The organism is Polyangium jinanense, from assembly GCF_028435265.1.
In the GTDB taxonomy this organism is placed as follows: domain Bacteria; phylum Myxococcota_A; class Polyangia; order Polyangiales; family Polyangiaceae; genus Polyangium; species Polyangium jinanense.
Window position 1 is genome coordinate 707,977 of the sequence record NZ_JAGTJK010000002.1, and the last position, 25,377, is coordinate 733,353.

Consider the following 25,377-nt stretch of genomic DNA (forward strand, 5'->3'; position numbering starts at 1 on the left):
AAATCGAGGGGAGGGCGTCAGTTCGGCACGGCGCCGCACTCGACGCCGGTATAAAGCGCGTCGTTGTTCTTCTCGTGGCACTCGAGCGTCTGCGTTTGCGGGTCGACGCGGACGTAGATGTCGAGCCTCTTGCCCCCGAGATCGGCCTGGCAACTCACGATCGTGCACTCCGAGACGCCGAGCGCGACCGGGATCGCGGCCGTGCACAGCGCGGGCCCCTCGGCCGAGCCGTCATAAAAGGTGACCTCGGTGCCGCTGACCATCGGGAGCGTGCCGCGGTTGCATACCCGAGCCTCGATCGTCGCGAGGGTCCCGACGCATTTCACCGCGCCGACATCGCCGCCGGCCGTGAGATCGGGCTGCCCGAGCGCTTCGAGGTCGCCCTGCACGTTCTGGCGGAAATTGTTGAGCGCGGGATCTTTCCAGTTGAGCGCCACGCTCGACGATTTGGGGATCTCACCGTGATTGCCGACGTGCGTGACGGCATAGGCGTGCTGGTTCCACACCGGCCGCGAAGCTGCCCAGCGCTCCTGCTCGTCGCGCAGGACCAGGATGCCGTGGTTCTGGCTGAACGTCGCGTTCGGGAAGAGCGGATCCGTGGCCGGGCAGCCGAGGTTGCCCGCATAGTTGTTCACGGCCGTGACGATTTCGGTGTGGTAATCGCCGTCCACGTCGACGATCACCGGATTCTCGTACGTCGTCCCCGACGACCGCGCGACGCTGTAGATGACGGTGCCCGTCGTGCCGTCGTAGACCCGGAGGAAACACTCGTCCGCGTAGACCGCCTCGGCTTTGCCGTCGTAATCGAAATCGAAGACGCTCGACCCGGTCACGTTGGAGCTCGCGTCCTTCGAGGGCTGGCTCCAGAGGATGCCCGTCCCCGGGGACTGGCCTCCGCATTTCGCGGGGTCGCCGCCCGCGAGGCAGTCGAAATCGAACACGACGTACTGCGTGCCGCCCGCGCTCGCGAATTCGCGACGGCCATCCCCATCGAAATCGGCGATCGTGGGGGGACCACCGGTTCCGCCGCCTGGAATCGTGACCGGCCCGAAGACGACGGTACCGGCGAGCGTCTGCACGCGGATGGTCCCGCCCGACACGACCACGACCTCGGCGCGATCCTGCCCGCCGAACGCGTCGAGCGGGAAGCTCCCGAGCTCGGCGATGGCGACCTGACCGGCGGCGAGGTTGCCCGGCGTGAAGTACGCCTCCGCGACCCAGTCGCCGGTCGCGGCATCCCATTGATGAATGCCATTGCCGAGGACGAGCTCCATCTTCCCGTCCTCGTCGACGTCGGCGACGACGGGCACGTAGCCTTTGCTGTACGCCGGGAAGCCGAGGCTCGTCGAGGCCATGCACCCATCGGCGCGGTAGACCGCGGCGCCGTAAATGATCTCGGGTTTGCCGTCGTCGTCGAGGTCGTGAATCGACGGACCGCTCCATTTGTCATTGCCGCCCGTCGTATCGAACGTGGTCGGCGGGCCGGAGCCTCCGGGGCAGGTGCCGGAGCGCCAGAGCTGGGAGAACTTGTTCGCCGCGGGATCGAAACGGAACGCGATGACACCGCCGCCGTGGCGCGCCGCGACGATCTCCGCGCGCCCGTCGCCGTCGAGGTCCCCGGCGGCCACCGACGCGGGCGCCATGGTCGCGTCGGCCGCGTCGGCGAAGCTCCATTGCTGCGAGCAATCCTTCCCGCTGATGACGCGCAGCACGCCCGGATTCGAGTAGCTCCCCGTCGTGGGGAACGAGCTGAAGACGATGGACGGCGAGAGCGTCGTGGGATCGCTATCGAAATCGAAATCGACGACGATGGGCGTGGCCATCACTTGGAAGCTGTCCGGATGCGCGTCCCCGTCGGGCGGCCCCGTCCAGCGGCATTGCTCGGACGGCACGATGGCACCGATCTCGACGGGGCTCGTGCAGCTCGGATCGTTCTCCTGCGCGCCCGGAATCCCGTAAGGAATGCACTGCCCCGCGTTGCAGTAACTATCGAACAAGCAATCGTCGTTCGTCACGCAAGCCGGCTGCTCGCGGGCGCACGTGGTCCCGAGCACGCACGTCTCGCCCGTGGGGCAGCACGTGTCTCCGCAGATCAGCGCCGGCGGGCACCCGGCGTCCGTGAATACGTCACCGCCCGACCCCGCGTCCCCGCCCGTGCCGCCGCCGCCGGTATTCCCGCCGCCCGTGCCCCCGGAGCCGCCCGCGTTCGTGCCCGTGGGGGCCGTGCCGCTGCCGCCTCCGCAGGCGAACACCATTCCGCCCGTGAGCAGGCCGAGCGCCGCGAAGCGCATCGTTCCGCGCATCTTCATGATGGATTCCTCGCTTTCGCGGCGATCCTAGGCCGGCTTCGAGAGCGAGGTCAATGCCGGATCAGGCAGGCGCGGACTCCGCCACGGCCTTGCCGATGGCCTCACAAAGCGGTCGTATCTCCGCCGCGCGGAGCTTGTACGCCGCGCGGTTCGCGATGAGCATCGTGCTCACCTCGGCCACCGTCTCGATCACCTCGAGGTCATTCTCTTCGAGGGTTTTTCCCGTCTCGACCACGTCGACGATCAGGTCCGACAAACCCACGAGCGGCGCGAGCTCCACCGAGCCGGAGACGGGGATCACCTCGGCCTGAATCCCCTTTTTCGCGAAAAACTCCGCCGTGACGCGCGGGTATTTCGTGGCCACGCGTGGCACGTCCGGCGCCCGTTTGCCCCGCGGCCCGGCCACCGCGAGGCGGCAGCGGCCGATGCCGAGGTCGAGCGGCGTGTAGAGGTCCGCCTTCTTTTCGAGCAGCGTATCCCGCCCGGCGATGCCGAGGTCGACCGCGCCGTACTCCACGTACGTCGGCACGTCGTCGGGCTTCAAGAACACGTACCGGAGGCGGCCCGCCGCGTCGTCGCGCACGAGCCGCCGATCGTCGGCGACGAGCGGGCCCACGTCGAGGCCCGCGCGGGAAAACAGGGGCGCGAGCGCCTTGAGGATGCGGCCTTTCGGGACGGCGATCGAGAGCGGACCCTCGTTCACCCCGGCTGCCCCTTCATCCGCACCGTATCGGCCCCGAGCTGCGCGAGCTTGCGCTCCATGTACTCGTAACCTCGATCGAGGTGATAGACGCGCAAGACCTCCGTCTCGCCTTCCGTCGCGAGCAGGCCTGCGATCACGAGCGACGCGCTCGCGCGCAGATCCGTGGCCATCACCTTCGCGCCCGACAGCGGGCGGCCGCCGTGCACGTGCGCCGTGTGCCCGTCGGTGTCGATCTCCGCGCCCATGCGGCGCAGCTCCGGCACGTGCATGAACCGGTTCTCGAAGATCGTCTCGACGATCCGCGACGTCCCGCGCGCCAGGCACATGAGCACCATGAACTGCGCTTGCATGTCCGTGGGGAAGCCCGGGTGCGGCGCGGTCATCACGTCCACGGGGCGCAGCGGCCGATCGGGGTCGCGGCGGATGCGCACGCAGTCGCCCTCGCGCCCGACCTCCACGCCCGTCGCGCGGAGCTTCGACACCACGGCTTCGAGGTCCTCGAGCGGCGCGTTCTCGAGCAGCACGTCGCCGCCCGCCGCGGCCGCCGCGACCATGTACGTCCCGGTCTCGATGCGGTCCGAGATGATCGCGTGATCGAACGGATCGAGCTCGTCGCGGCCCTCGATGTGGATGACGTCCGTGCCCGCGCCGTCGACGCGCGCGCCCATCTTGTTGAGCACGCGGCCGAGCTCCTCGACCTCCGGCTCGCGGGCGCAGTTGACCAGCGTGGTGCGGCCCTTCGCGAGCGCGGCGGCCATCATGATGTTCTCGGTGCCCGTCACGGTGGGCATGTCGAAGACGACCTCGGCGCCCTTCAGCCGCTTGCACTCGGCGTGGATGTAGCCGTTCGAAAGGCGGATCGTCGCGCCGAGCGCTTCGAGGCCCTTCAGGTGCTGATCGACGGGGCGCGAGCCGATCTGGCATCCGCCGGGGAGGCTGACCTTGGCGCGGCCGTACCGCGCGACGAGGGGCCCGAGCACGAGCACGCTGGCGCGCATCTGCTTGACGAGCTCGTAGGGGGCCTCGGGGTTCGCCTCGGGGCCGCCGGCGACGCGCACAAGCGGCGGGTCGACCATCACGTTGCGGCCAAGCACGCGCAAAAGCTCGCCCGTGGTCTCGATGTCCTTGAGGGCCGGCACGTTGCGCAGGATGCTCTCGCCGTCCGAGAGGAGCGTCGCGCACAGGATCGGCAGCGCCGCGTTCTTCGCGCCGCTCACGCGGATCTTGCCCTGAAGCTGCTTTCCACCGCGAATCCGGATGACGTCCATGGCTTCGACTCTTCGCATGATTCGCTCGGGAAGGCGAACGTTTGGCGAGCGTCCCCCGGGGCCGCGCATGTAGGCGTGGGTAGGATCCGCGTGTCAGCTCGCAGGGCACGAGGTACGATGGGTCGCGGAGAGCGCATGGATTCCGAGGAACACGAACGCGACGAGGAGCCCGAGGCGCCGGCCGAAGACAGGGCCCCGCCGAGCCCCGAGATGGTCCCCTTCGCGCCGCCCGAGGCTACGCTCGCGGCGCCCGAACCGACGCCCTCCACGCACAGCCGACTCGCGGACGCCGCGCTCGTGATGTTGCTCGTCATCGGGTACGTCTCGCCAACCGTCGCGGCTCTCGTCGCGCTTGCCACGGGAGCCCGCGGCCTCGCGTTCATCTGCTTCGGGATCGCGGCCGTCGGCATCGGGATCTGGGCCGTCATCAGGCTCTACCGTCGCACCCGAACGCACGGGCGGGGCGCGGCTCTGGCGTGGGCGGATGTCCTCGTCCTCGGCATCCTCCCCGCGTGGGGGCTGCTCTACAACCACATCGTCAACGCGACGTGCCAGGTGATCGAGTGCGAGGCGAGCGGCGAGGTTTTCCGCCCGCTCGCCGAGCCCGAGGTCTTTGGCCTGCTCGCGTTTCACCTCGTGACGGCGCTCGCGTACGTGGTCTCGCGGCGCAGGCGCGCGGCGTTGCACCCGCCGATGGCCGAGCTTCTCGTGCACGCGGGCATGCTCGCGGGAATGGCCATCCACGTGCTGCTCGCGGTGCATTTCGGCAAATGGGTGCTCATTGGCGTGGTGTTCCCGCCGGCCTTCTTGCCCTGTTTGTCCCCGGTCCTGACCGTGATCCTCTACGGCGCGGAGCTTCGCCACCGCCTGCGCCTGCGCGGCGCGGACGCGCGGGCGATCGGAAAGCCGCTCGCCGTGTATCGCGAAGGCCCGGAGCAAACCTTCCTCCCGGAGAGGATCCACCACCCGACGCTCCTCCGCGCCCTCGCCCTGTCTCCGGTCGTGCTCGGCGTGCACGCGGTCCTCCAGGCGGTTTGGCTGGGCCATGCGGCGGGCGCGCTCCAGGTCTTCACGCGGACGTGCGACTACACGCTCTCGCGGCTCCCGGTGGAGTTGCTCCCCGGCGATTGCCATTACCTCTGCACCGTGGCCGCGCGCGGCCATTCCTGGCTCGTGCGCCCGCTCCGCATGGGCCGGCGCGGCGGCGTGCCGATCGTCGTGAACCGGCAGCTCGCGGTGGCGAACGCGTTCGAGGACCTGCTCCACGAGCGCTGGCCCCGGTTCGGTCGTTTGGCACGACGCACGTACGACCTCCTCGCCCGGCCCGTGTGCAACTACCTCCGCCCAGCGTGGGTCTCGGACGTCGTGTACCTCTTCATGAAGCCGGCGGAGTGGGTCTTCTACCTCGTGCTCGTGCTCCTGGATCCGCGGTCGCCGGAGACGCGGATCGACCGGATGTATCGGTGATCCGTTTGGGGCGAAGAACCCCGGGGACCAACATCGCCCCCTTTTCCCCGAGGTTTCACCTGGGCTAACCTACGCCCGCGTCATGCCTTTCTTCTCTTCGCGACTTGCCACGGGCCTCGCGCTCGCCGCGTCCCTCGTGGCGCGTTCGGCCGCGGCCATCGAGCCTGATCCCGTGCCCTCGCTTGATCTGCGCGGGTACCGTCCTTCCACCGATCCCGCCGCGGGCCTCTTCCTCGAACCCGTCTCCACGCCGGCGCACGGCGACTGGAACGTCGCCGTCTACGGATCGTATGCGTACAAATCAATCACGCTTCGCGATCCCGTGACGAACGAGCACGCGTTCGACGTCCTGACCCATCAGCTCACCGGCGACCTCGTCGCCAACATCGGCGCCCTCGGCCGCCTTTCCTTCGGCGTCAACCTGCCCTTCGCCCTGTACCAGAAGGGCAACCCCCCCGACTTCGACTCGATCGCTACGCTCGGACCGACGAACATCCCCGAGCAGGCCCTCGGCGACCTCGCGTTCACCGGCAAGCTCGTGATCGTAAAACCCACCGGCGGCGACCTCGGCGGGTTTGCCCTCGGCCTCCACGAGCGGTTCACCGTCCCCACCGGCGATCGGGGCTCCTTCCTCGGCGAAGGCGCCATCACCAGCACCACGCGCCTGCTCGCCGAGTACCGCCTCCTCGTCCTCGGCTTCCACCTCGCCGCGGGCGTCAAGCTTCGCGCGGAGACCGAGAATTTCGCCTGCGCGCACGTCCCCGTCACCGACCGCCCCTACGGCTGCCGCCAGCGCATCGGACACGAGCTCCCGTTCTCCTTCGGCCTCTCCTTCCGACCGCAAGCCCTCGGCATCGACGAAGCTGGGCGCTTCACCGTGTTCGTCGAGACGAACGGGCACGTGCCGGTCTACCCCATGGTGCCCACCCAGAACCGCACCCTCACCGCGTTCGAGGCCGCGGTCGGGGCGCGGGCGCAGCTCGGGGATTTTTCGATCCTCGCCGGCGCGTCGCGCGGGTTCTTCGGCGGCATCGGCACGGGGCCCTTGCGCGTCATGCTGGGCATCGGCTGGGCGCCGCGCGTGCGCGACGTCGACGAGGACGGCGTGCCGGACGAGGCCGACCAGTGCCGCGAGCTCGCCGAGGACAAGGACGGCTTCGAGGACCAAGACGGCTGCCCCGACGGCGACAACGACGACGACGGCGTGCCCGACAACGAAGACAAGTGCCCCAAGACCAAGGAAGACGAGGACGGCAAGGACGACGACGACGGCTGCCCCGAGCCCGAGTGATGTGAGTGGCCCTTGGACGGAATAATCCTGGGAGGGAAGAATCCGTTGGGGTCGATGAAGTAAGGTGGTTGACGGGCGAGGTGTCCCGTAGGATGCTGGGTGGTCTGCCTCGATGGCGCAACACCGCTTCCACTTCACGACGACTTCGCCCGATCGGGTCACGATCGAGATCGGCGGTGCGCTCGGGGATCTGATCGCGGAGGAGCTCACGGCGAAGACCGTGGAGGCGCTCGCGAACCAGACGACCACGAAGTTCGTGCTTCTGGACATCCGCGGGCTCACGGATTTCACGGTGATGGCGCGCGTCGGCCTCGGCACGTGCCAGAAGCTCCTCCGGCGGCGGCAGATCCGGACGGCGTGGCTCGTCTCGACGCCGCGGCAACACGGGCTCGCCACGCTCGTCACGTACAGCGCCGCCGATGACGGGGCGGGCGTGTTTCAGACGCTCGCGCAGGCCGAGGCGTGGTTCGCTGCGAAGAAGTCTACGTGAGCGAGCCGTTCTCCCGCGAGGGCTGAGCATGGGTCTCATCGCGAGGCGTCGCGCCGGGGCGCTGCCCCGGGCCCCGCGGGGGCTATTCGCCCCTCGACCCGAACCAGGGCAAGCCCTGGACTCGGGGTGGAAGAACTGCGCGATGCGCAGTTCTTCCAACAGGCCGCTGGGATCGCCCCGCCCGTCGAGACGTCAGCGCTGCTGTCGCCCGTCTCGACCGGGCCTGCGCGATGAACTGCGCACCGCGCAGTTCATCGTCCTGGGTCCAGCCCCTGGCTGGTCCGGGTGCAGGGGCGGACAGCCCCTGCTGGGGCCTGGGGCAACGCCCCAGCGCAGCGGCGTCGACATCTCAGGACACTAGGACGGCACGATCGGCAAGCGGACGGCCTTCTTCCGCTCCTGCTTGGCGAGATCGTGCTCCTTCACGGTGAGGGCGTTCTCGAATTCGGGCAGGGGCAGGTCCTTGTTCTTTGCGTAGATCGGGTGCCTACCGTATTTGCGGTACCACTCGGCGACCGTGGCGTTCGCCTTGATCTTTTCGAGCACGTTGCGCCAGCCGACGCCCGTGTTGTAGGCGCAGAAGCTGATCTCGCCCATCTGCGTGCCGTAGGGGATGATGCACATCTCCGTCCGGCGGAAATCGTAATTGAAAAGGTCCTGGAACCACATGCCGGCGACGAAGAGCACCCGCCACTCGTAGTCCTTCGCGTCGTTCTCGCCCGCGTGCGCGGCGCCCGTCTGGCTCATGAACTGCTTCACGAGCGTCTTCACGTCGAACCCGGGCGGCGCCATTTCCGGCTTGTAATGGCGGAGGATGCTCGTGAGCACCTGCGCCTTCGTCCATTTCGAGCCCCGGCCCGCGTCGAAGATCGTCCGGAAATCCCGCAGGATGCCTTCCATGTCGAGGAACTCGAGCAAGGGGACCATCTGCTTCGTCTTCTTGTTGACGAAGAGCACGGTGCCGATGCCGCAATTCGGGTGACATCCGCAATTGAGCTGGCCGAAATCCTTGTCCGGGCCGTCGAGCAGATCGACGACGTCGCCGAACGGCGAGAGCGCCGAGAGCGGGAACCAATCGCGCAAGGGATCGGTGACGCCGGTCTGCGCCGCCACGTCGCGCGCCAGGTGGCTCAGCGTGTACCGTTGCTTTTCGCGCAGCTCGTCGGAGATGTCCTCGTCGCGGCCGGTGAAGCTCACCGGCTGGAAGCTCACGACCGTGACCTTGTCGGCGTTCTCGATCGCGAACTGGATGATCGGACCGACCATGTCGTTGTTCACGCCATTGACGACGGTCACGACGAGGATGACGTCGATGCCCGCCGCCGCGAGCTCCTCGATCGCCCGGAGCTTCACGTCGTAGAGGTTCGCGATTTTGCGGTGGCTGTTCGCCTCGTTCGTGACCCCGTCGAACTGGAGATAGGCCATCCGCAGGCCCGCCTCCTTGCATTGCTTGGCGAAGCCGGGCTCCTGGGCGAAGCGCAGGCCATTCGTCGCGCATTGCACGGCGAAATAACCCTTCTTGCGGGCGTAGCGGATCGCGTCGAGGAAATGGGGCGAGAGCGTGGGCTCGCCGCCGGAGAACTGGATCGACATCTGCCGCCGCGGCCGCACGTCGGCCGCGTCGTCGAGGATCTGCGTGATCTCCTCCCAGGAGAGCTCGTGCACGTAGCCGACCTGATTCGCGTCCATGAAACACGGATCGCACATCATGTTGCAGCGATTCGTGAGATCGACCGTGAGCACCGAGCCGCGGCCGTACTTGATGGTGCTCGATCCATGCTGGTGGATACGGTCGGGCGTCATCACCACGTCGCGACCCTGGAAGAGGCTCTCGATCCGCTCGAGGAATTTCGGATCGATCGAGAGGACGTCGCTCACGCGGCCGTGCTTCGGGCACTCCTTCTCCATCCGGATCTGGCCGTCGCGCTCGACGATGTGCGCCTTGATCTCGCCGGGGCTCTCCGTGACGAGCTTCGTCCAGTCCGCGTCGCCGCGCAGGATCTCCGCGCGCGCCTCCTTGACGCACGTCGGGCACAAGCTGTCCGTCATCCGAGGCCAGCCGAGCGGCGGCTTCGTCCGCTCCTTGCCGCGCGGGATGGGGCGATCGCTCCATCGAGGCTTGAACGGCACGGGCTCCGGGCCGAGCGTGTTCAGCGTTTGCATCACCGACCAGGCCCGATTCGCGGAGGCCGTGACGAATTTCTCCAGATGGCGCACGGACAACATCGGTGCTGTTTTCCTCCTCGGCCCCCCCGAAGGGTGACGTAACGTAGTTGCTGCCCGCCGGGCCGACCAGCAATTTCGTTTCGTTCTGACGATGCGGAATCGTACGCGGGGCGTCATTTGGGGCCTGGCGAGCTATCGAAGGATTCACCCTCGAACAACCGAACGGTTCGACGCGCTGGAGGATGAGGCGTGACAACCCGGCATCCCTCGTCGATAGTGGCGCCTCGATGTCGCGCTGCTCCCGGGCTTTTACCGCGCTCTCCTTCGCGCTCTCCTTCGCCGCGTCTTCGCTCGTGCCCGCCATGGCGAGCGCGCAAGGGATCGCGGTGGGCGTGGCGCGCAGGGCCGAAGCCGACGACGACTACGGCGAGTTATCCGCTCCGAGCCGAGGGACGCTGCGTGGTCTGTTCGGCGTGCCCGTGGCCGAGCGGCTGCTCGCGGCGGGGTCGGTCGAGGAGCGGCTGCGCGGCGTGCGCAGGCTCGGCGCGATCGGGACGCCCGAGGCGATCGACGCCCTGACGAACGCGTTCGAGCAGTCGTCGCTCCTTTCGCGCGACGGGCGCACGCGGCTCGAAGGCGTGCGGATCCTCGCGGCGCACGCCGATCGCGAGGCGGTGCGTCCGCTGCTCATCCGTGAGCTGACCGAAGGCGGACCCGAGGCGCGCGCCGTGTCGCACGGAGGGCTCGCGCGCGGGGCCGCTGCGCTCGCGCTCGCGAGGAGCCGCGACAAGAAGGCGACGTCGGCGCTCGTGAGCGCGGTGCTTCAAGGCGGGCCGGGCGGAGAGGCGGCGTCCGCGGCGCTCGTGGTGTACCCGCCGGTGTCGATCGCGCCGCTGCTCGAAGGGCGTCGGCGGATCGAGCCGGCCCTCGCCGCGCTGCTCGGCGATCTCGGCGATGTGCGGGCGATCCCGCGGCTGCGTCAGGCCCTCGAGGACACGGATCCGGGCTTTCGCGCGGCCGCGGCGCTCGCGCTCGCGCGGCTCGGCGATACGAGCGCGCAGGTCGCGGCCCGCTCGTGGGTGAAGAGCGACGACGTGAAGCAAAAGCGCGCAGGCGCCGAGGTGCTCGCGCGGCTCGGCGTGGACGGCGCGGCCGAGGCGATCACGGCGCTGCTCGCAGCAGGCCCGACGCGCGTCGACGGCGTGCGCCTCGCGCTCACCGCCCCCTCGCCGGCGCTCGTCAAACCACTCGTCGCGGCGCTCGATGCGCTCGACGGCGACGATCGGGAGCAAGCCATCGCGGCGATCGGTCGCGCGGGCGGGCCGGAGGCCGCGGCGGCGCTGCTCGCGCAGCTCGGCAAGCCCGAGCATGCGACGGCCGCGGCGTTCGCGCTGGCACGGATGCCGGGCAAGGAGGCGCGCGCGGCCCTCGAACGGGCGCTCGGGAGCACGTCGGCGAAGAAGGGCGCGCCGCGCCGGCTGATCACGCGTGCGGCGCTCGTGCGCGCGCTCGTGCTCGGGGACGAGCCGAGCGGCCTCGGGGAAGCGCTCGACGCGATGGCGAACGAGAAGGAGCCGGCCGACCGCGCGGTGAGCGTCTTCGGCCGGGTCGCGACGGGCCGCACGAGCGTGCGCGCCGCGCTCGACGCGGCTTGCCCCGAGAAACGCTCGTGCGACGTGGCCCTCGTGGCCGCCGTGGCGCGCGCCTCGCTCGCGCGCGCGGCCACCGGCAAGGACGAGGCGCCGGCGGAGCTCTCGCGCGTGCTCGGCGCGAAGGCGGCGGGCAAGGGGGACGCACCTTCGGCGATCGAGGTCGCGGCGGGCGTCGCGCTCCTCGCCGATCCGAGCGGCACGGGCCTGTCGACGGCGTTGCTCGCACGCTGGGCCGAAGGGGAGAGCCCGCTCGCGCCGCTCGCCGCGCGCGCCTTGCCGAGCCGCGACGACGAGGCGATCCGCGCCCGCATCAAGCGCCTGCTCGCGGGCACCGACCCGGTCATCCGCGCGCACACGGCGCTCGGCCTCGCGCTCGACCCCGAGCCGGACGCGACGTCGCTTCTCGCAAATGCCTACCGTTTCGAGGACGATCCGACCGTGCGCCGCGCGGTCGTGCGTGCCCTCTCCGCGCGTCGCGAGCCCCTGCGCGCGGCGACGCTCGAGCTTGCGCGCGACTTCGATCCGGACGACCAGGTCCGTGCTCTCGCGCGTGCGGCCTTGTCCGGCCGCACGCTTCTCCCGACGCTGGCCGTGACGGGCGGCCCGGTCGCGTGGATCTCGCTCGTGGCGAACGCGCCTTCGGCGCTTCCGTCGATCCAGGGACGCGCGGCGCGGCTCGTTCGCTCCGACGGCGTGGCTGTGCCGATCGTGGCGGATCCGGACGGCGTGGTGCTCGTCCCGGGCCTGCCGGACGGCCCGGCCGCGCTCACGCTTGCGCCCGAGGCCATCCCGGGGGACGCTGGGTCGCCATGAGCCAAGAGACGGCTTCGATGACCAAGCCTACCGGACCGGAGCAGGTGTCTGCGCTCTCGTTCGAGGAGTCGACGCGGAGGCTCTCCGCGATCGTGGAGGAGCTCGAAGGCGGGGAGCTCCCGCTCGAGCGATCGCTCGCGCTTTTCGAGGAGGGCGTGCGCCTCGCGCGTGCGGCGAAGGAGCGGCTCGACCGAGCCGAGCGTCGGGTCGAGGAGCTCCTCGGCGTCGACGCGCAGGGCAAGCCCATCGTGCGCGAGTTCGAGAGCTAGGAGCATTTTCCGTGCGAACGGCGGCGGCGCTCATCATCGGCAACGAGCTGCTCAGCGGCAAGATCGCGGACGCGAACGTGGTCGTGCTCGCGCGGGCCCTGCGTTCGCTCGGCGTGGTCCTTCGGCGCGTGGTGATGGTGCTCGACGAGATCGACGTCATCGCCGAGGAAGTGCGGACGCTGTCGAAGACGCACGACTGGCTCTTCACCTCGGGTGGGGTCGGCCCGACGCACGACGACGTCACGATCGACGGGGTGGCGCGGGCGTTTGGCACGCACGTCGTGAGCGAGCCGTCGATGGAGTCGATGCTGCGGACCTACTACGGCGAGAAGCTGACCGAGGGGCACCTCTTGATGGCGCGTATGCCGCACGGCGCGCGCCTCGCCGCGTCGAAGTCGATGCCGTGGCCGACGGTGGTGATGAACAACGTGTGGATCTTGCCGGGCGTGCCGGAGATCTTCCAGGCGAAGATCCCGCTGATCGCGGAGGAGCTCGGCGCGGACAAGCCGTTCATCTCGCACGCGGTGTTCACGACGCTCGACGAGGGGACGATCAAGCCGATGCTCGACCGCGTGGTCTCGGAGCACCCGGACGTGGAGGTCGGCTCGTATCCGCGGTGGAGCGCGGTCGAATATCGGACGAAGCTGACGTTCGATGGGCGCGACGCGGAGAAGGTGCGGACGGCGCGGGATGCGTTCGCGGCGAGTTTGCCGGAAGAGGCGGTTGTTCGGGTGGAGTGAGGGATCCACGCCCCGAACCTCAACGCGTATCGGTTCCGGCCCTCCCCCCCACGACCGGAACCTCAACGCGTATCACTTCCGGTCCTCCCCCCCACGACCGAAACCGCAACGCGTATCGGTTCCAGTCCTCCCTCCCACGACCGGAACCTCAACGCGTATCGGTTCCAGTCCTCCCCCCCACGACCGGAACCTCAACGCGTATCGGTTCCGATCCTCCCCCCCACGCCCCGAACCTCAACGCGTATCGGTTCCAGTCCTCCCCTGGACCTCCCGCACCTCAACGCCCGGCACCCTTCCAGCACCCACGCACGTTTCCGTCATGACTACGCCAGCCCGGCGTCCGTCCCACCCTCCGCTGCACCCCACACGTCCCCCGGCTCTGACCGGGAGGAGGAATCCGGATGCCTCGCTCGTTCTCGCCCATCCAGCTCGTCTCCTTGCCTCGCATGACCGCCGTCTCCACCGCTCGCCTCCTCGCCGAGCTCCTCGAGACGGCCTTCCGTGAGCCGATGCTCCCCGCCCCCATTGCCGACGATCGCACGACGCTCTCCGCCCTGCACGAGACCCTCCAGGTCGAGCTCGGCAAGCGTGTGGTCGCGGAGGGCGAGGCGCCGCCGGTCGTCAGCGTCGTCGATCGCATCGAGGACAATGCGTTCGGCGCGCTTTCGGATTGGCTCCTTTCCTTCAAGCGATTGCCGACGGAGCGTCATCCCGTGGCCGCGGACGCCGCGATGGTGCACGACACCCTCTTCGGCCAGGGACTCGGCTTCCTCAGGCTGCGCGCCGCCGACGAGTGGCAGGAGGCCGAGACGCGAATGCGGATCCTCAAGGAGAAAGGGCTCGACCTCGTGATCGAAAAGCTCGGAGGGAAGCCTTTCCTCGACGAGCTCACCTTCGCGCACACAGCGTACGGAGAGGCACTCGGGATCACGAAGCCCCGGCCCGCGTCCGATCCGCCCAGCTTGGGCAAGGCCCAGAGCGAGGCGATCGATGCCCTGCGGAGTTACGTGCTGCGCGTCGCGGCGCACGTACGGGAGAACGAGCCCGCCACGGCGGAGCTCGCGGAGAGGCTGCTCGCGCCCCTCGCACAGTGGAGGGACCGGCCTTCGAAGAAACGCCGAAGCGCGAAAGCGGACGATTCCACGCGCTGACGGACCCCCCCACCCCCTGGCGGCCGCCAGGCGGATGTTTCGTTTCGCCACCCCCTGAACCCTCCCATTGCCGCGAAAAACCGCGCGGCCTGGATCCTGCTCCAGCCGGGGCATGGACGCGATGCTCGAACTGGCGACGGCCAGTGAAACCCTCTTCGAGCCGATGCCGCTCGGGCCACGCGGCCCCCGCGAGCGCGCGCTCGAAGAGGGGATCTTGATGCTCTCGGACGCCGATCTGCTCGCCATCGTGCTCGGCACCGGGCTCGTCGGCTGCTCCGTCTTTCGCCTCGCGAACGAGCTGCTCGATCGGGTCGGCGGGCTCGAAGGGCTCGGGCGCCTCGGGCCGTCGGCGATCGCCGAGATCCCCGGCGTGGGCACCGCCAAGGCCCTGCGCCTCCTGGCCGGGCTCGAGATCGGACGGCGCTCGCTCATGCGCTCGATCCGGCCGCGCCCCGCGGTCTGCAACTCCGCCACCGTGGCCGCGTGGTTCACGAGCCGCCTCGCCTGGCGCGAGTACGAAGAGCTCTGGGTGATCTCGCTCGACGGCCGCAACGGCCTGCGCAGCGCGCGCCGCGTCGCCCAGGGCGGCGTGCACGGGCTCGGCATCACCTCGCGCGACGTCCTGCGTGTCGCCCTCCAGGACACCGCGGCGGCCCTGATCCTCGTGCACAACCACCCGAGCGGCGACCCCACGCCCTCGGACGCCGACGTGGCCATGACCCGCAAGGTCGCCGAGGCCAGCAACGTCGTGGGCGTACCCCTGCTCGATCACGTGATCGTTTCGAGCACGGGCGACTACTGCTCGATGCTGGACCGCGGGATCCTGCCCTTCGAGTGAGCCGTCGGGTTCGTACGGTCGCTCCCGTGGGGCACCAAGGTTCGCCGAGATCTTCCCTTTCGTGCCGGGATGATCGGACACTCGCACGTGGAGCTCCCTGATGCATGAACTGCTCTCCCGGCTCGGTCTCGCGCGCGACGAGAATTTCGGCGGCTTCGACGGCGAGCACTGGCTCGGCGAAGGCAAGCCCATCGACGTGATCACCCCGATCGACGGCTCGCGGATCGCCTCCGTGCGCCCGATCCACCGTGGCGAATACGAGCACATCGTCGCCCGCGCCGAGTCCGCCTTCCGTACGTGGCGCGAGGTGCCGGCGCCGAAGCGCGGCGAGGTCGTGCGCAGGCTCGGCGACGCCCTGCGCGCGCGCAAGAAGGACCTCGGCGCCCTCGTCACCCTGGAGATGGGCAAGATCACGGCCGAGGGCGAGGGCGAGGTGCAGGAGATGGTCGACGTCTGCGATTTCGCCTGCGGCCTGTCGCGCCAGCTCCACGGCCTCACCATGCACAGCGAGCGGCCGCGGCATCGCATGTACGAGCAATGGCATCCGCTCGGCGTCATCGGCGTGATCACCGCCTTCAATTTCCCCGTGGCCGTGTGGAGCTGGAATGCGGCGATCGCGGCCGTCTCTGGCGACACCACGGTCTGGAAGCCCTCGCCGAAGACCCCGCTCACGGCCATTGCCACCACGAACATCGCGGCGCGCGTCTGCCGCGAGAGCGGCGTTGATCCGGCCATCTTCTCCCTCGCCTTCGGCAGCGTCGAGGACGTCGGAGAGCCCATGCTCGCCGATGCACGATTGCCGCTCGTCTCGGCCACGGGCAGCACCCGCATGGGCCGGCGCGTCGCCGAGGTCGTCGGCCGGCGCCTCGGCCGCACCTTGCTGGAGCTCGGCGGCAACAATGCGCTCCTCGTGACGAGTCATGCCGACCTCGACCTCGCCACGCGGGCCATCCTTTTCGGCGCGGTCGGCACCGCCGGGCAACGTTGCACCTCGACCCGGCGCATTCTCGTGCACCGCTCGGTCCGGGACGAGCTCGTCGCGCGGCTCGTTCGCGCGTACGCCTCCATCAAGATCGGCGATCCACGCGAGCCCGGCACGCTCATGGGGCCCCTCGTCAGCCACGACGCCGTCGCCGCCATGCAATCGGCCCTCGCACGGCTGAAAGAGGAGGGCGGCGAGGTGCTCTACGGCGGCGCGCCGCAGGTCGGCCCCGCGTTCCCCGGCGGGCATTACGTCGAGCCTTGCATCGCCGCGGCGAAAAACGAGTATCGCATCGTGCAGGAGGAGACGTTCGCGCCGATCCTCTACGTCATCGAATACGGCGGCGCCTCACGGCCGAGCGATCACGCGACGCTCATGCGCGAGATGCGCGAGGCGATCACGCTCCACAACGCCGTCCCGCAAGGCCTCTCCGGCTCGATCTTCACGCACCACCTCATCGAGGCCGAGGCCTTCCTCTCCCACGCCGGCAGCGATTGCGGGATCGCGAACGTCAACATCGGCACGAGCGGCGCGGAGATCGGCGGCGCGTTCGGCGGCGAAAAAGACACGGGCGGCGGACGCGAGAGCGGCTCCGATGCCTGGAAAGCCTACATGCGACGACAAACCAACACCCTCAACTGGGGCATGGACCTGCCCCTGTCGCAGGGAATTGCCTTCGGGGAGCCCTGAGCATGCCGCGCCTGCCTCTCACCGAACCGGAACTGCTCTTTTCGAGCCAGGCCCCGCGCCCCTGGTCGGGCTTCCTCGAGCGGCCCGTCGTGACCGAGGAGGGCGTCCTCCTCGCGGGCGACGACGCCTCCGCCGTATGCGTCGACGCCGCGACCGGACGCACCATTTACACGCTCCACGTCCCGCTCGAAACCACCGACGCCTACACGGGGCTGCCAATCCCCTGGAACGACGGCCGCGCGCTCGTGCCGGTCTACCAGAAAGACACCTCGCTCAAGGTCTATGACGTCAGCCCCGCCGGGGCCATCGGCCTCGTCGATTCGCCCGGCGCCGAGGAGGAGGCCCGCGGCAACGACATGCGCATCCTCGCGAGCGACGCGGGCTGCAAGCTCTTCTTGATGCCCCTCGCCCGCGCGGCCGACGATCATTACCTGATTTCGTGGCTCTACCGCCAGGTCCGGTTTTACCGCACCGAATGCCGCTCCTTCACGCGAGGCCTTCGCTGGGGCAGCGAGGAGGCCATGCTCACCACCACCGCGGACGTCGTGCTCGGCGTGACCGCGCCCGTGCGCGGGACCGACGATCGGGGGACGCTCGTCGCGAGATCGGCCAAGGATGGCGAGGTCCTCTGGTCGCTCGGCGCCCGCAGCCGCACCGTCGCCGGGGCCGGCGCGGGCATGTTTTTCCTTCTGGATCGATCGGCCCGCGTGGCCGAGGACGCCGCGCGCAAGATCGCTTGCGACGAGGAGCTGCTCGAAGCGCTCGCCGAGGAGCCGGCGCTCATGGGAGAGGCCCTCCAATCGCTCCTCCGCGGCTTGCTCGCGCAGCGGCCCGTCCGCGCGCCCTCGCGGATCGCCGCGCTCGACGCCGAGACGGGGATCGTCCGCTGGGAGGCGCAGGTGCCCGGGGACGTCGTCTCGATGGGCGGACCGGGCGGGGGCGTGCTCGCGGCCGTGGGCGTCGAGGGCACGGCCGCGCATCTGTACCGGTTCGACGTCGAGACGGGCGCGCCGCGGGGCGCCTCGTCGCTCGGCGCGGGCTGGCCCGGCTCGCCCTTCGATCCGTGGAGCGGGCGCCTCTCGTTCGAGCTCTGGTCGACCGAAATGCCGGCGATCGTCGCCGTCGACGAGCACGCCATTGCCTGGTCGAGCCCCGAGGGCCTTTTCGTCGAGCGCCTCGAAGAGCCGTTCACCCGGCTCTGGCAGTGGACCCTGCCGGCTCCTTGCCGCGCTTTCCGCCCTCGCGTCCTCGACCGCGTGCTCAACGAGCCGGCCATCAGCGTGGGCGATGGCCGCATCTACCTCCGCGACAGCTGGAGCCTCTGGGGCATTGGCGAGCGTCGGTAGCGCTGCCGACGTTCTTGCGTGTTTCACGCGGCGAGTTTTGCGCCCGAGGCCGGAAAATCGGCCAATGCTCCCATTTATTCGCGGGCAAACGCTCGTTCAAGCTTGATCGGGCTGCACGCTCGAATCACGTTCGGCTCCATCCGGGGGGGAACTTCAACCGGATGGAAGACAAATGATTGTACGCCGTGAATGGTCTTACTTCGTCGTCATGGCTCTCGCCGCCATGGCGTATGGTTGTCAGGGAGAACAGGGCGAGACCGGAATCGACGACGCGGCGGATCCCACCGCGTCCGAGGCCGAAACGTCGGCCGATTCCGAGGGCGCCGCGTCCGCCGAGGTGACCGACGAGGCGCTCCTCTCCGCCTTCGGGGATCACCAGCCCGAGGCGCCGGGCTCCTTGCGGGCCGGCAGTGGGGATGTCGAGCCGAACGATGCGAGCGCGACCGCCGAGCAAGCGCCGCTCGGCGTCACGAACAACCTCTCCATTACCAAGGGCGATGAAGACTGGTATCGTGTCGTCGTGCCCGCGCGCACCATCGCGCGTGTCGGCATCGAGATGAATCACGCGGCCGGGGATCTGGATCTCGTGGCGTATGATGCGCAGGGACACCTGCTCGGCTCCCGCAACGGCGCCGAGTACCCCTACACGTGGCGCGGCCAGGAGACGAACAGCGAATATTATGGCTTTTATTCAGAGGACGGCGGCGCGGTGTATTACGTCCGCGTCCTCGGGCACGCGGGCGCGACGAACACGTACAGCCTGCACGTCAATCATTACTCTTACGTGGATGGCCAGACCTGCACGGGCGCCGGTTTTTCCCTCGCCGATTGCGATGGGCGCGGCAGCGGCGGCAGCGGCCTGATCCCGTTCCCCTTCCCGGATCCTTCCGATTCCGTCGTCGGGGACGGGTACGACTTTGCCTCGTATTCCAACTACCGCTTTGCCCGGCGCGAGCTCGTCATGCTCGTGCGCCACGCCCTCGCCGAGACGCGCAAGGCGTTCCCGGGCACGAAGCCGCTCTCGCTCATCGACATCTGCCAGATGGACGGCGTCACGCCGGGCTACGACATCGGCGACCCGCGCCATCCGCAGAGCACGCATGATCAGGGCGGCAACATCGACATCTCGTACTTCCAGACCGACGGCTCGAACGACGCCGAGATCGTGTGCAACGACGGCGCGAACCACGCCGACGGGTATTGCACGTCCGCCGCGGCGCAGAAGCACATCGTCGATCTGCCCCGCCAGGCCTATTTCATGGCCAAGCTCTTTGCTTCGTCGCGCACGCGCGTGATTGGCACGGACACGGTCCTCGCGCCCCTGCTTCGCCAGACCGCGCAAGCGCTCGCCGCGCTCCCTGCCGGGGATCGCCGGAAGATCAGCCAGTCCGAGCTCAGCTCGTTCTCGAGCCGGCTCGCGTATGGCTCGGGGTGGCCGTACCACCACCACCACATTCACCTGAGCCTGCAATGGCTGCCGCAGGGCAGCAGCGCGCGTGGGGGAGAGCCGATGCCGCTGTCGGCGCCCGCGCCGTTCCACACGCTGCAGGCGCCCGGCGAGTCTGTCGATTCGCTCGACATGGCCTGGCCGCCGCGCCCCTGAGGCGCTCCGATCGCAGAGGCGCGGCGAGGGCTTTTCTTTCGCTCGCGCCTCTGCGATCGTTCTTTCATGACGGATGCCCGCATCCCGCTCACCGCCGAGGACCGCGTCCTGGTCTCGACCCAGCTCGCGAGCCGGCGCTCGGTGGCGAACCGGTTCGCGACCATCGTTGCGATCGCGACCGCCGTTTTCCTTCTGAAACTGGTCGTGAGCGTGCGCGGGGGCAATGGGCCCGCCCTGGCCGGCCTCGGGATCGCCTTCGTGATCGCGATCGGCCTGCTCGTCTGGTATTTCGGCTATCGCCTCGTGTCCCGCATCACCGCGGACCTCGCCGCGGGCGAGAAGCGGGCGATCACCGGCAAGATCGAGGACATTTCGAGCACCGGCAATGCGTACGGCGAGACGATCACGTACGTCACCGTGGGCGGCGAGAAGTTCGTGACGCGCGGCCGGTTCTTCGACAGATGCCGCGGCGGCGAGCCTGTCGTGCTGGAGATCCTGCCCCGCTCACGCGTGGCCATCCGGGGCCGCGTGCTCGAAGCCGAGGGCGCGTCGATCTGAATCAGGACGGTTCGTGGTTGTCGTCGTCGCCGAGCTTGCGCCAGCGGGCGAGGTCACGCGCGCCGGCGACGTTCTTGTAGCCGAGGAAGCAAAGCGCGCCCGAGAGCAGGAGGGAGCCCAGCGCCGTCGGGTGAAAAGTCTCCACGCCCGTGACGATCGCGGGCAGGCCGGTGACCGCGCCCATCGCGATCGACGTCGCGCCCCAGCCGAGGCTCGGCTTGCCGCGCCCGAGGTGCACGAGGTTCTTCACGATGACGAAGACCATCGCGCCCCAGACGACGAGGTGCACGACGACGAGGACGATGGCGAGGAGGACGAGGGCCTCGAGGAGGCGCTCCAGCTCCCGACCGTTGCACCCCGGCAAGAGGGCCATCGAGGCCACGAGGGCGGCGAGGATGGCGGCGCGGCGGGGGTACGAGGAGCCTTCGTGCTTGGTACTTGGGACCATGTTCGTTTGCGGCTCCCACTGAGCAAGAACCGCTCCCGCGACGAACGGGCCCTTTTCCGCGGCTTTTTGAGGCTCGCGCGGCTCGAAGAGCGCAGCGCCTTGCGCGATCGCCGCGATACGCGCTTCGCACGCGGCGCGTCGTTTACCCAGACAACCTGCGTCCAACGCAATGCGCGACGCTGTGCTTCGGGTTACCATTCTGACGCGAAGGCAAAAAAAGAGCGCCTACTCGACGGCGGGGGGGGGGACCGGAGCAGGCGCTCGCGTAGAGATAGAGCAACCTCTGGGCCAGGTACTTCCTGACCTGATTTCGAGGGGTTAACGCAACCAGGCCCCCTCAGCCCTTCAACCCTGCAACCACGAGCCGACAACCATGCAGGACCGGAGCTGGCTGCGGACGCCCACGAGGCGCACGCGAGGGCCGGCCGGACGCGCGGGTCAGGCGGCTCAGGCAGGCCTTTGGCTGCGGCACGGACGGAGGCGCGAGCGGACAGCCGGGAAGGGCGTCCACGGGCTCGCGCTGCGGCGTCTCGGCTGGCAGCGGACAAAAAAAGAGCGCCTACTCGACGGCGGGGGGGGGGACCGGAGCAGGCGCTCGCGTAGAGATAGAGCAAGCGCTGGGCCAGGTACTTCCAGACGTGAATTCGCTGGGTTTGCGATCAGGCGGCCCCCTCGGCATCGCATCGGTGAAATTCCTGATGACGAACCTGCAGGGGACGTAGGTGGTGGACCCTACGGACGCCGGATCAGTCGACCTTGGGGGCGGCGCGGTGGAAGCGCATCACGACGTTCGGGTCGGGGACGAGCGAGATGCCCGCGTCCTTCTTGCCCCTGTACTCGAGGATCGACAGCACGTGCCGGATGCTCTCGAGCCGCGCCTTCCGCTTGTTGTTGGCCTGCACGATGATCCACGGGCTGAAGCTCGTGTGCGTCCGGCCAAACATGCTCTCCTTGTACCGCGTGTAGCTGTCCCAGAGCGCCTCGGCTTTCCCGTCGAGGGGCGAGAGCTTCCATTGCTTGAGCGGGTTTTTTCGGCGTGCTTCGATGCGCGCGCTCTGGATCTCCTTCGAGATCGAGAACCAGAACTTCACGAGCACCACGCCGTCCTCGACGAGCATGTGCTCGAACTCCGGCACCTGGCGCATGAAGCGCTCGTATTGCTCCTGCGTGCAAAAACCGTTCACGGGCTCGACGACGGCGCGGTTGTACCAGCTCCGGTCGAAGAACACGATCTCGCCGCGGTTCGGGAGCTGGCGCATGTAGCGCTGGAAATACCATTGCCCCGTCTCCTCGTCCGTCGGCTTGGGCAGCGCCACCACGCGCATCGCCCGCGGGTTCAGGTACTCCGTGAAACGCCTGATCGTGCCGCCTTTGCCCGCCGCGTCGCGCCCCTCGAACACGACCGCGATCCGCCTGCCCTCCTCCTGCACCCAGCGCTGCATCTTCACGAGCTCGACCTGCAGCTTCTCCAGCTCGTTCTCGTAATCGACGGCCGCCTTGATGCGTCGGGCGTCCACGTTCTTCGAGCGCAAGAGCTGGATGAACTCGCGTGACGAGTGCAAGTCGGAGAGCTCTTCGAGCGAAAGGACGGACTCCGGCATGCTCGCCGGCGGCAGGTCGCAGAGCGCCTGCATCACGGGCCCGACCTCGCACGACACTCCGGGCGGATGAACCCGCACGCCATCCTGCTCCCCGCGCGCTTCTCGGCCCTCACCATTGCCTTCGTCCCGCCTGACCTCGCTGCTCCGATCGAGCGACATGCGCACCTCACCTCGCCTTGGTGGTCGTGGTGGCAAATGCTACCCATCGAAAGGTGAGCTGGCGCGTCGTCTTGTTCAATTTCGACGGTCACCCGCCGCCGAGCAAGCTCGTACGAGGCTTTCGGCCGAGGCCCATGGGCTCGCCTGCCTACGTCCGGGAGTCGATCTCGGCGCTGCTTTGCGACGTCGACTGGTCGGATCCGTCCCGGGCTATCTTCGACGAGGGCGAATACACGATGTGGCTCGCCTTGCCGGCCGGCGACGTCGTGGATCGTGTCGAGGTCGAGGTCGTGGGCGGCGGCAACCCCGTGCCCGTGCTCTCACATCTTTGCCAGGTCAACGGGTGGTTCGCGTACGACGTCGGCGAGCGTGTCTTTCTCGATCCCGAAGAGCCGCGGGCGAGCGGCTGGGAAGCGAGCTTGCGCGTGCCAAAGGACTGACGTGCAAGTGTGCTGTAACGACGTGCCATCGAGCTCAATCGCAGTCGCCCGCGTGCCTGCTTGACGCCGCGTCGAAATGCAATGACCCTGGGATCGGCCCCCCATGCCGGATGAGGACCCGCGAGCCCGGCTCGAATCGCTGGAGCGCGAGATCGAGCACCTGCGCCGGGAGAACCAGCGATTGCTGGAGGTACAACGCGGAGAATCCTCCGTTTCGGACGGATGCCCCCCGCCGAGCGCGCGGAGCTTGCGCCCGATCGCCGAGGCGCTGCCGCACCTCGTATGGATCTGGGGTCCGGACGGGGTCGAATACTACAATCGTCGATTCGTGGAGTATACAGGCCGGACGCTCGAGACCGGACGGAAGGTGAGCTGGCTCGAGTGGGTTCACCCTGACGACCGGGAAAGGGCCGGGCGCGCGTTCGGACGTTGCCAGCAGACGGGCGAGATTTTCGAGTGCGAGGAGCGGATACGCGGGATGGACGGCCAGTATCGCTGGTTTCTCTCGCGCGCCTGGCCCTTGCTCGGCCCGGACGGACGCCCCGAGCGATGGTTCGGCGCGCTCACGGACATCGACCAGCAAAAGCGCAACGAGGCGACCCTTGCGAATCTTTACGAAACGGCCGAGCGTGAGCGCAAGCGCATGGAGCGGCTGCAGGCATTCACCGCGGAGCTCTCGGCCGCGCGCACGATCCGCGAGGTGATCGACGCGACCGTGATCGAGGGGTGCGTGTCGTTCGGAGCCTCGCGCGGCGTGTTCGCGAAGGTCGTGGCGGAGCAGGGGGTTTTGGAGATCGTACGCCTTTGGGGTTTTTCCGAGGAGATGCACGCGATCTGGCATGGCCGGCGTTTGCCGCTCGTCGAGGAGCTGCCGCTGACCGACGCGGCGCGCACGGATTCTACTGTTTGTCTTGGCAATCGTCGCGTGATCGAAGCGCGTTATCCCCGATTCGCGGGGCGCGTCCTCGACCTTTCGGCGATGCTCGTCTTGCCGATCCGCGCGGGCGGCAGCCAGCTCGGGGTGCTCGGGCTCCTGTACGATGGTCCGGTCGAGTTCTCGGACGACGACGATCACCGGGAAATGCAGACGTTCGCGCGGCTCGCGGGGCAGGCGCTCGAGCGGGGCCAGCTCTTCGACACGGCCAAGGCCGAGATGCGGCGCGCGGAGGAGGCGAACCACGCGAAGGACCTCTTTCTCGGAATGATGAGCCATGAATTGCGCACGCCGCTCACGGCCATCCTCGGCTGGGCGACGATTCTGCGCGCGAGGACGCCGCCGCCGGAGACGCTGGCGAAGGCGCTGCAGGTAATCGAGCGGAACGCGCGGGCCCAGGCGCAGCTCATCGACGATCTGCTCGACGTGACGAAGATTCTCGCGGGATCGCTGCGGATCGAGGCGCAAGAGGTGGAGCCGATCGCCGTGGTGGAAAAGGCGATCGACGACGTGCGGGAGGCGGCGACGGCAAAAGGCGTGGAGCTCGTCCGGGCCCTCGACACGGGCGTTCGCCCACTGCGCGCCGATCCGGCGCGGCTCCAGCAGGTCGTGTGGAACCTGCTCTCGAATGCGGTGAAATTCACGCCGGCCGGGGGGCAAGTCTTCGTCTCGTTGCTCGGCGACGACAGCCATGTCGAGTTTGCCGTGGAGGACACGGGCAAAGGCATTTCGGCGGCGTTTTTGCCGCATGTGTTCGAGCCCTTTCGCCAGGCGGACGTGGGCACGACGCGCGCGCACGGCGGGCTCGGGCTCGGGCTTGCGCTCGTGCGCCATCTCGTCGAATTGCACGGGGGCGTGATCGAGGTGACGAGCAAGGGCGAGGGCAAGGGCGCGCGTTTCGTGGTGCGGCTGCCGCGAAAGCAGGATTCGCTCGTGGTGTCGGAGGGCGCGTCCTCGTTTTGGGGCCTCGGGAAAGCGCCAGGTCCGAGCCTCGAAGGTCACCGGATCCTGGTCATCGACGACGAGCCCGACGTGCTCGAAATGCTCTCCTCGTATCTGTCGAGCCGTGGCGCCACGGTCTTCGTGGCCGGCAGCGCCGCCGAGGGACTCGGGAAAATCAAGGAAGCGCGGCCGGACATCGTGATTTGCGACATCGGCATGCCGGGGCAGGATGGGTACGGGTTCATCGAGGAGCTTCGTAACTCGTCGCCCGCGGAGGGAAGCGCGACGCCGGTCGTCGCGCTCACGGCGTACGCGCGCCCCGAGGACCGGAATCGCGCGATCTTGCATGGATTCGACACGCACTTGGCGAAGCCGCTCGATCCGGGCGAGCTCGCCAGCGTGATCGAGCGGCTCTCTACTTCAAAGGCGGCTGCGCGATCTCGCGCAAGTTGAGCCCGCCGGGGTACCCATGAACGGGCCCTTCCCGGAAGGCCGCGGTCCCAGGTAGACTGCTTGT

20 protein-coding genes are annotated in these 25,377 nt (G+C 68.8%); 14 read left to right on the forward strand and 6 right to left on the reverse strand.

What is annotated here, in order from left to right:
- Nucleotides 1–17 precede the first annotated feature (17 nt).
- The 3 genes from KEG38_RS07320 to murA all read right to left on the reverse strand — a co-directional run bounded on the left by KEG38_RS07320 (nucleotide 18) and on the right by murA (nucleotide 4,298).
- A complete protein-coding gene (locus KEG38_RS07320) occupies nucleotides 18–2,309 on the reverse strand; it encodes an FG-GAP repeat domain-containing protein (protein WP_272418359.1) in 2,292 nt (763 codons plus the stop codon).
- A 61-nt stretch (nucleotides 2,310–2,370) separates the two neighbouring features.
- Complete coding sequence (gene hisG, locus KEG38_RS07325) at nucleotides 2,371–3,012, reverse strand: ATP phosphoribosyltransferase (RefSeq protein ID WP_272418360.1); 642 nt, start codon at nucleotides 3,010–3,012, stop codon at nucleotides 2,371–2,373.
- Nucleotides 3,009–4,298, reverse strand: coding sequence for a UDP-N-acetylglucosamine 1-carboxyvinyltransferase (gene murA / locus KEG38_RS07330; RefSeq protein ID WP_276072239.1), 1,290 nt, complete (start codon nucleotides 4,296–4,298; stop codon nucleotides 3,009–3,011). Before murA ends, hisG begins: the two co-directional genes overlap by 4 nt.
- A 117-nt stretch (nucleotides 4,299–4,415) precedes the next feature.
- Between murA and KEG38_RS07335 the strand changes: the two genes are divergently transcribed.
- The 3 genes from KEG38_RS07335 (at nucleotide 4,416) to KEG38_RS07345 (ending at nucleotide 7,528) form a co-directional block, all read left to right on the forward strand.
- Nucleotides 4,416–5,747 (forward strand): DUF6688 domain-containing protein, encoded by a 1,332-nt coding sequence (locus KEG38_RS07335; protein ID WP_272418361.1) that lies wholly within the window; start codon nucleotides 4,416–4,418, stop codon nucleotides 5,745–5,747.
- An 82-nt stretch (nucleotides 5,748–5,829) separates the two neighbouring features.
- Nucleotides 5,830–7,038, forward strand: a complete 1,209-nt coding sequence (locus tag KEG38_RS07340) for a hypothetical protein (protein ID WP_272418362.1) — start codon at nucleotides 5,830–5,832, stop codon at nucleotides 7,036–7,038.
- 112 nt (nucleotides 7,039–7,150) lie between these two features.
- Complete coding sequence (locus tag KEG38_RS07345; protein ID WP_272418363.1) at nucleotides 7,151–7,528, forward strand: hypothetical protein; 378 nt, start codon at nucleotides 7,151–7,153, stop codon at nucleotides 7,526–7,528.
- A gap of 357 nt (nucleotides 7,529–7,885) precedes the next feature.
- On the opposite strand, the gene KEG38_RS07350 is transcribed toward KEG38_RS07345, so the two are convergent.
- A complete protein-coding gene (locus KEG38_RS07350) occupies nucleotides 7,886–9,754 on the reverse strand; it encodes a radical SAM protein (RefSeq protein ID WP_272418364.1) in 1,869 nt (622 codons plus the stop codon).
- A gap of 227 nt (nucleotides 9,755–9,981) precedes the next feature.
- On the opposite strand from KEG38_RS07350, the gene KEG38_RS07355 reads away from it, so the two are divergent.
- The 9 genes from KEG38_RS07355 to KEG38_RS07395 all read left to right on the forward strand — a co-directional run bounded on the left by KEG38_RS07355 (nucleotide 9,982) and on the right by KEG38_RS07395 (nucleotide 20,336).
- On the forward strand, nucleotides 9,982–12,159 hold the full coding sequence (locus tag KEG38_RS07355) for a HEAT repeat domain-containing protein (RefSeq protein ID WP_272418365.1): 2,178 nt from the start codon (nucleotides 9,982–9,984) through the stop codon (nucleotides 12,157–12,159).
- A 17-nt stretch (nucleotides 12,160–12,176) separates the two neighbouring features.
- Nucleotides 12,177–12,428, forward strand: a complete 252-nt coding sequence (gene xseB / locus KEG38_RS07360; RefSeq protein WP_272418366.1) for an exodeoxyribonuclease VII small subunit — start codon at nucleotides 12,177–12,179, stop codon at nucleotides 12,426–12,428.
- An 11-nt stretch (nucleotides 12,429–12,439) separates the two neighbouring features.
- Entirely contained in the window at nucleotides 12,440–13,168 is a 729-nt protein-coding gene (locus tag KEG38_RS07365) for a competence/damage-inducible protein A (RefSeq protein ID WP_272418367.1), read from the forward strand.
- 401 nt (nucleotides 13,169–13,569) lie between these two features.
- Nucleotides 13,570–14,319 (forward strand): hypothetical protein, encoded by a 750-nt coding sequence (locus KEG38_RS07370; protein ID WP_272418368.1) that lies wholly within the window; start codon nucleotides 13,570–13,572, stop codon nucleotides 14,317–14,319.
- Nucleotides 14,320–14,440: 121 nt separating this feature from the next.
- Complete coding sequence (radC, locus tag KEG38_RS07375; protein ID WP_272418369.1) at nucleotides 14,441–15,157, forward strand: RadC family protein; 717 nt, start codon at nucleotides 14,441–14,443, stop codon at nucleotides 15,155–15,157.
- A gap of 100 nt (nucleotides 15,158–15,257) precedes the next feature.
- The gene (gene amaB, locus KEG38_RS07380; RefSeq protein WP_272418370.1) at nucleotides 15,258–16,829 is read left to right on the forward strand and encodes an L-piperidine-6-carboxylate dehydrogenase; all 1,572 of its coding nucleotides are present in this window, start codon (nucleotides 15,258–15,260) and stop codon (nucleotides 16,827–16,829) included.
- A 2-nt stretch (nucleotides 16,830–16,831) separates the two neighbouring features.
- The gene (locus KEG38_RS07385; RefSeq protein WP_272418371.1) at nucleotides 16,832–18,175 is read left to right on the forward strand and encodes a PQQ-binding-like beta-propeller repeat protein; all 1,344 of its coding nucleotides are present in this window, start codon (nucleotides 16,832–16,834) and stop codon (nucleotides 18,173–18,175) included.
- Nucleotides 18,176–18,347: 172 nt separating this feature from the next.
- Nucleotides 18,348–19,778, forward strand: a complete 1,431-nt coding sequence (locus KEG38_RS07390; protein ID WP_272418372.1) for a PPC domain-containing protein — start codon at nucleotides 18,348–18,350, stop codon at nucleotides 19,776–19,778.
- A 66-nt stretch (nucleotides 19,779–19,844) separates the two neighbouring features.
- A complete protein-coding gene (locus KEG38_RS07395) occupies nucleotides 19,845–20,336 on the forward strand; it encodes a hypothetical protein (protein ID WP_272418373.1) in 492 nt (163 codons plus the stop codon).
- Between the two features lies 1 nt (nucleotide 20,337).
- Here the strand turns inward: KEG38_RS07395 and KEG38_RS07400 are convergent, their stop codons facing one another.
- Complete coding sequence (locus tag KEG38_RS07400; protein ID WP_272418374.1) at nucleotides 20,338–20,784, reverse strand: hypothetical protein; 447 nt, start codon at nucleotides 20,782–20,784, stop codon at nucleotides 20,338–20,340.
- Between the two features lie 746 nt (nucleotides 20,785–21,530).
- Nucleotides 21,531–22,544, reverse strand: coding sequence for a polyphosphate kinase 2 (gene ppk2, locus KEG38_RS07405; RefSeq protein WP_272418375.1), 1,014 nt, complete (start codon nucleotides 22,542–22,544; stop codon nucleotides 21,531–21,533).
- A 53-nt stretch (nucleotides 22,545–22,597) separates the two neighbouring features.
- On the opposite strand from ppk2, the gene KEG38_RS07410 reads away from it, so the two are divergent.
- Entirely contained in the window at nucleotides 22,598–22,984 is a 387-nt protein-coding gene (locus tag KEG38_RS07410; RefSeq protein ID WP_272418376.1) for a hypothetical protein, read from the forward strand.
- Between the two features lie 103 nt (nucleotides 22,985–23,087).
- Nucleotides 23,088–25,313: an ATP-binding protein gene (locus KEG38_RS07415; protein WP_272418377.1), complete on the forward strand. Its 2,226-nt coding sequence runs from the start codon at nucleotides 23,088–23,090 to the stop codon at nucleotides 25,311–25,313.
- Nucleotides 25,314–25,377: the final 64 nt, after the last annotated feature.

Excerpts from the sequence above, each read along its gene's own strand:
- KEG38_RS07320 (WP_272418359.1), bottom strand. The coding sequence starts at position 2,309 with ATGAAGATGCGCGGAACGATGCGCTTCGCGGCGCTCGGCCTGCTCACG.
- murA (WP_276072239.1), bottom strand. The coding sequence starts at position 4,298 with ATGCGAAGAGTCGAAGCCATGGACGTCATCCGGATTCGCGGTGGAAAG.
- KEG38_RS07335 (WP_272418361.1), top strand. The coding sequence starts at position 4,416 with ATGGATTCCGAGGAACACGAACGCGACGAGGAGCCCGAGGCGCCGGCC.
- KEG38_RS07340 (WP_272418362.1), top strand. The coding sequence starts at position 5,830 with ATGCCTTTCTTCTCTTCGCGACTTGCCACGGGCCTCGCGCTCGCCGCG.
- KEG38_RS07345 (WP_272418363.1), top strand. The coding sequence starts at position 7,151 with ATGGCGCAACACCGCTTCCACTTCACGACGACTTCGCCCGATCGGGTC.
- KEG38_RS07350 (WP_272418364.1), bottom strand. The coding sequence starts at position 9,754 with ATGTTGTCCGTGCGCCATCTGGAGAAATTCGTCACGGCCTCCGCGAAT.
- KEG38_RS07355 (WP_272418365.1), top strand. The coding sequence starts at position 9,982 with ATGTCGCGCTGCTCCCGGGCTTTTACCGCGCTCTCCTTCGCGCTCTCC.
- xseB (WP_272418366.1), top strand. The coding sequence starts at position 12,177 with ATGACCAAGCCTACCGGACCGGAGCAGGTGTCTGCGCTCTCGTTCGAG.
- KEG38_RS07370 (WP_272418368.1), top strand. The coding sequence starts at position 13,570 with ATGCCTCGCTCGTTCTCGCCCATCCAGCTCGTCTCCTTGCCTCGCATG.
- radC (WP_272418369.1), top strand. The coding sequence starts at position 14,441 with ATGCTCGAACTGGCGACGGCCAGTGAAACCCTCTTCGAGCCGATGCCG.
- amaB (WP_272418370.1), top strand. The coding sequence starts at position 15,258 with ATGCATGAACTGCTCTCCCGGCTCGGTCTCGCGCGCGACGAGAATTTC.
- KEG38_RS07385 (WP_272418371.1), top strand. The coding sequence starts at position 16,832 with ATGCCGCGCCTGCCTCTCACCGAACCGGAACTGCTCTTTTCGAGCCAG.
- KEG38_RS07390 (WP_272418372.1), top strand. The coding sequence starts at position 18,348 with ATGATTGTACGCCGTGAATGGTCTTACTTCGTCGTCATGGCTCTCGCC.
- KEG38_RS07395 (WP_272418373.1), top strand. The coding sequence starts at position 19,845 with ATGACGGATGCCCGCATCCCGCTCACCGCCGAGGACCGCGTCCTGGTC.
- KEG38_RS07400 (WP_272418374.1), bottom strand. The coding sequence starts at position 20,784 with ATGGTCCCAAGTACCAAGCACGAAGGCTCCTCGTACCCCCGCCGCGCC.
- ppk2 (WP_272418375.1), bottom strand. The coding sequence starts at position 22,544 with ATGTCGCTCGATCGGAGCAGCGAGGTCAGGCGGGACGAAGGCAATGGT.
- KEG38_RS07415 (WP_272418377.1), top strand. The coding sequence starts at position 23,088 with ATGCCGGATGAGGACCCGCGAGCCCGGCTCGAATCGCTGGAGCGCGAG.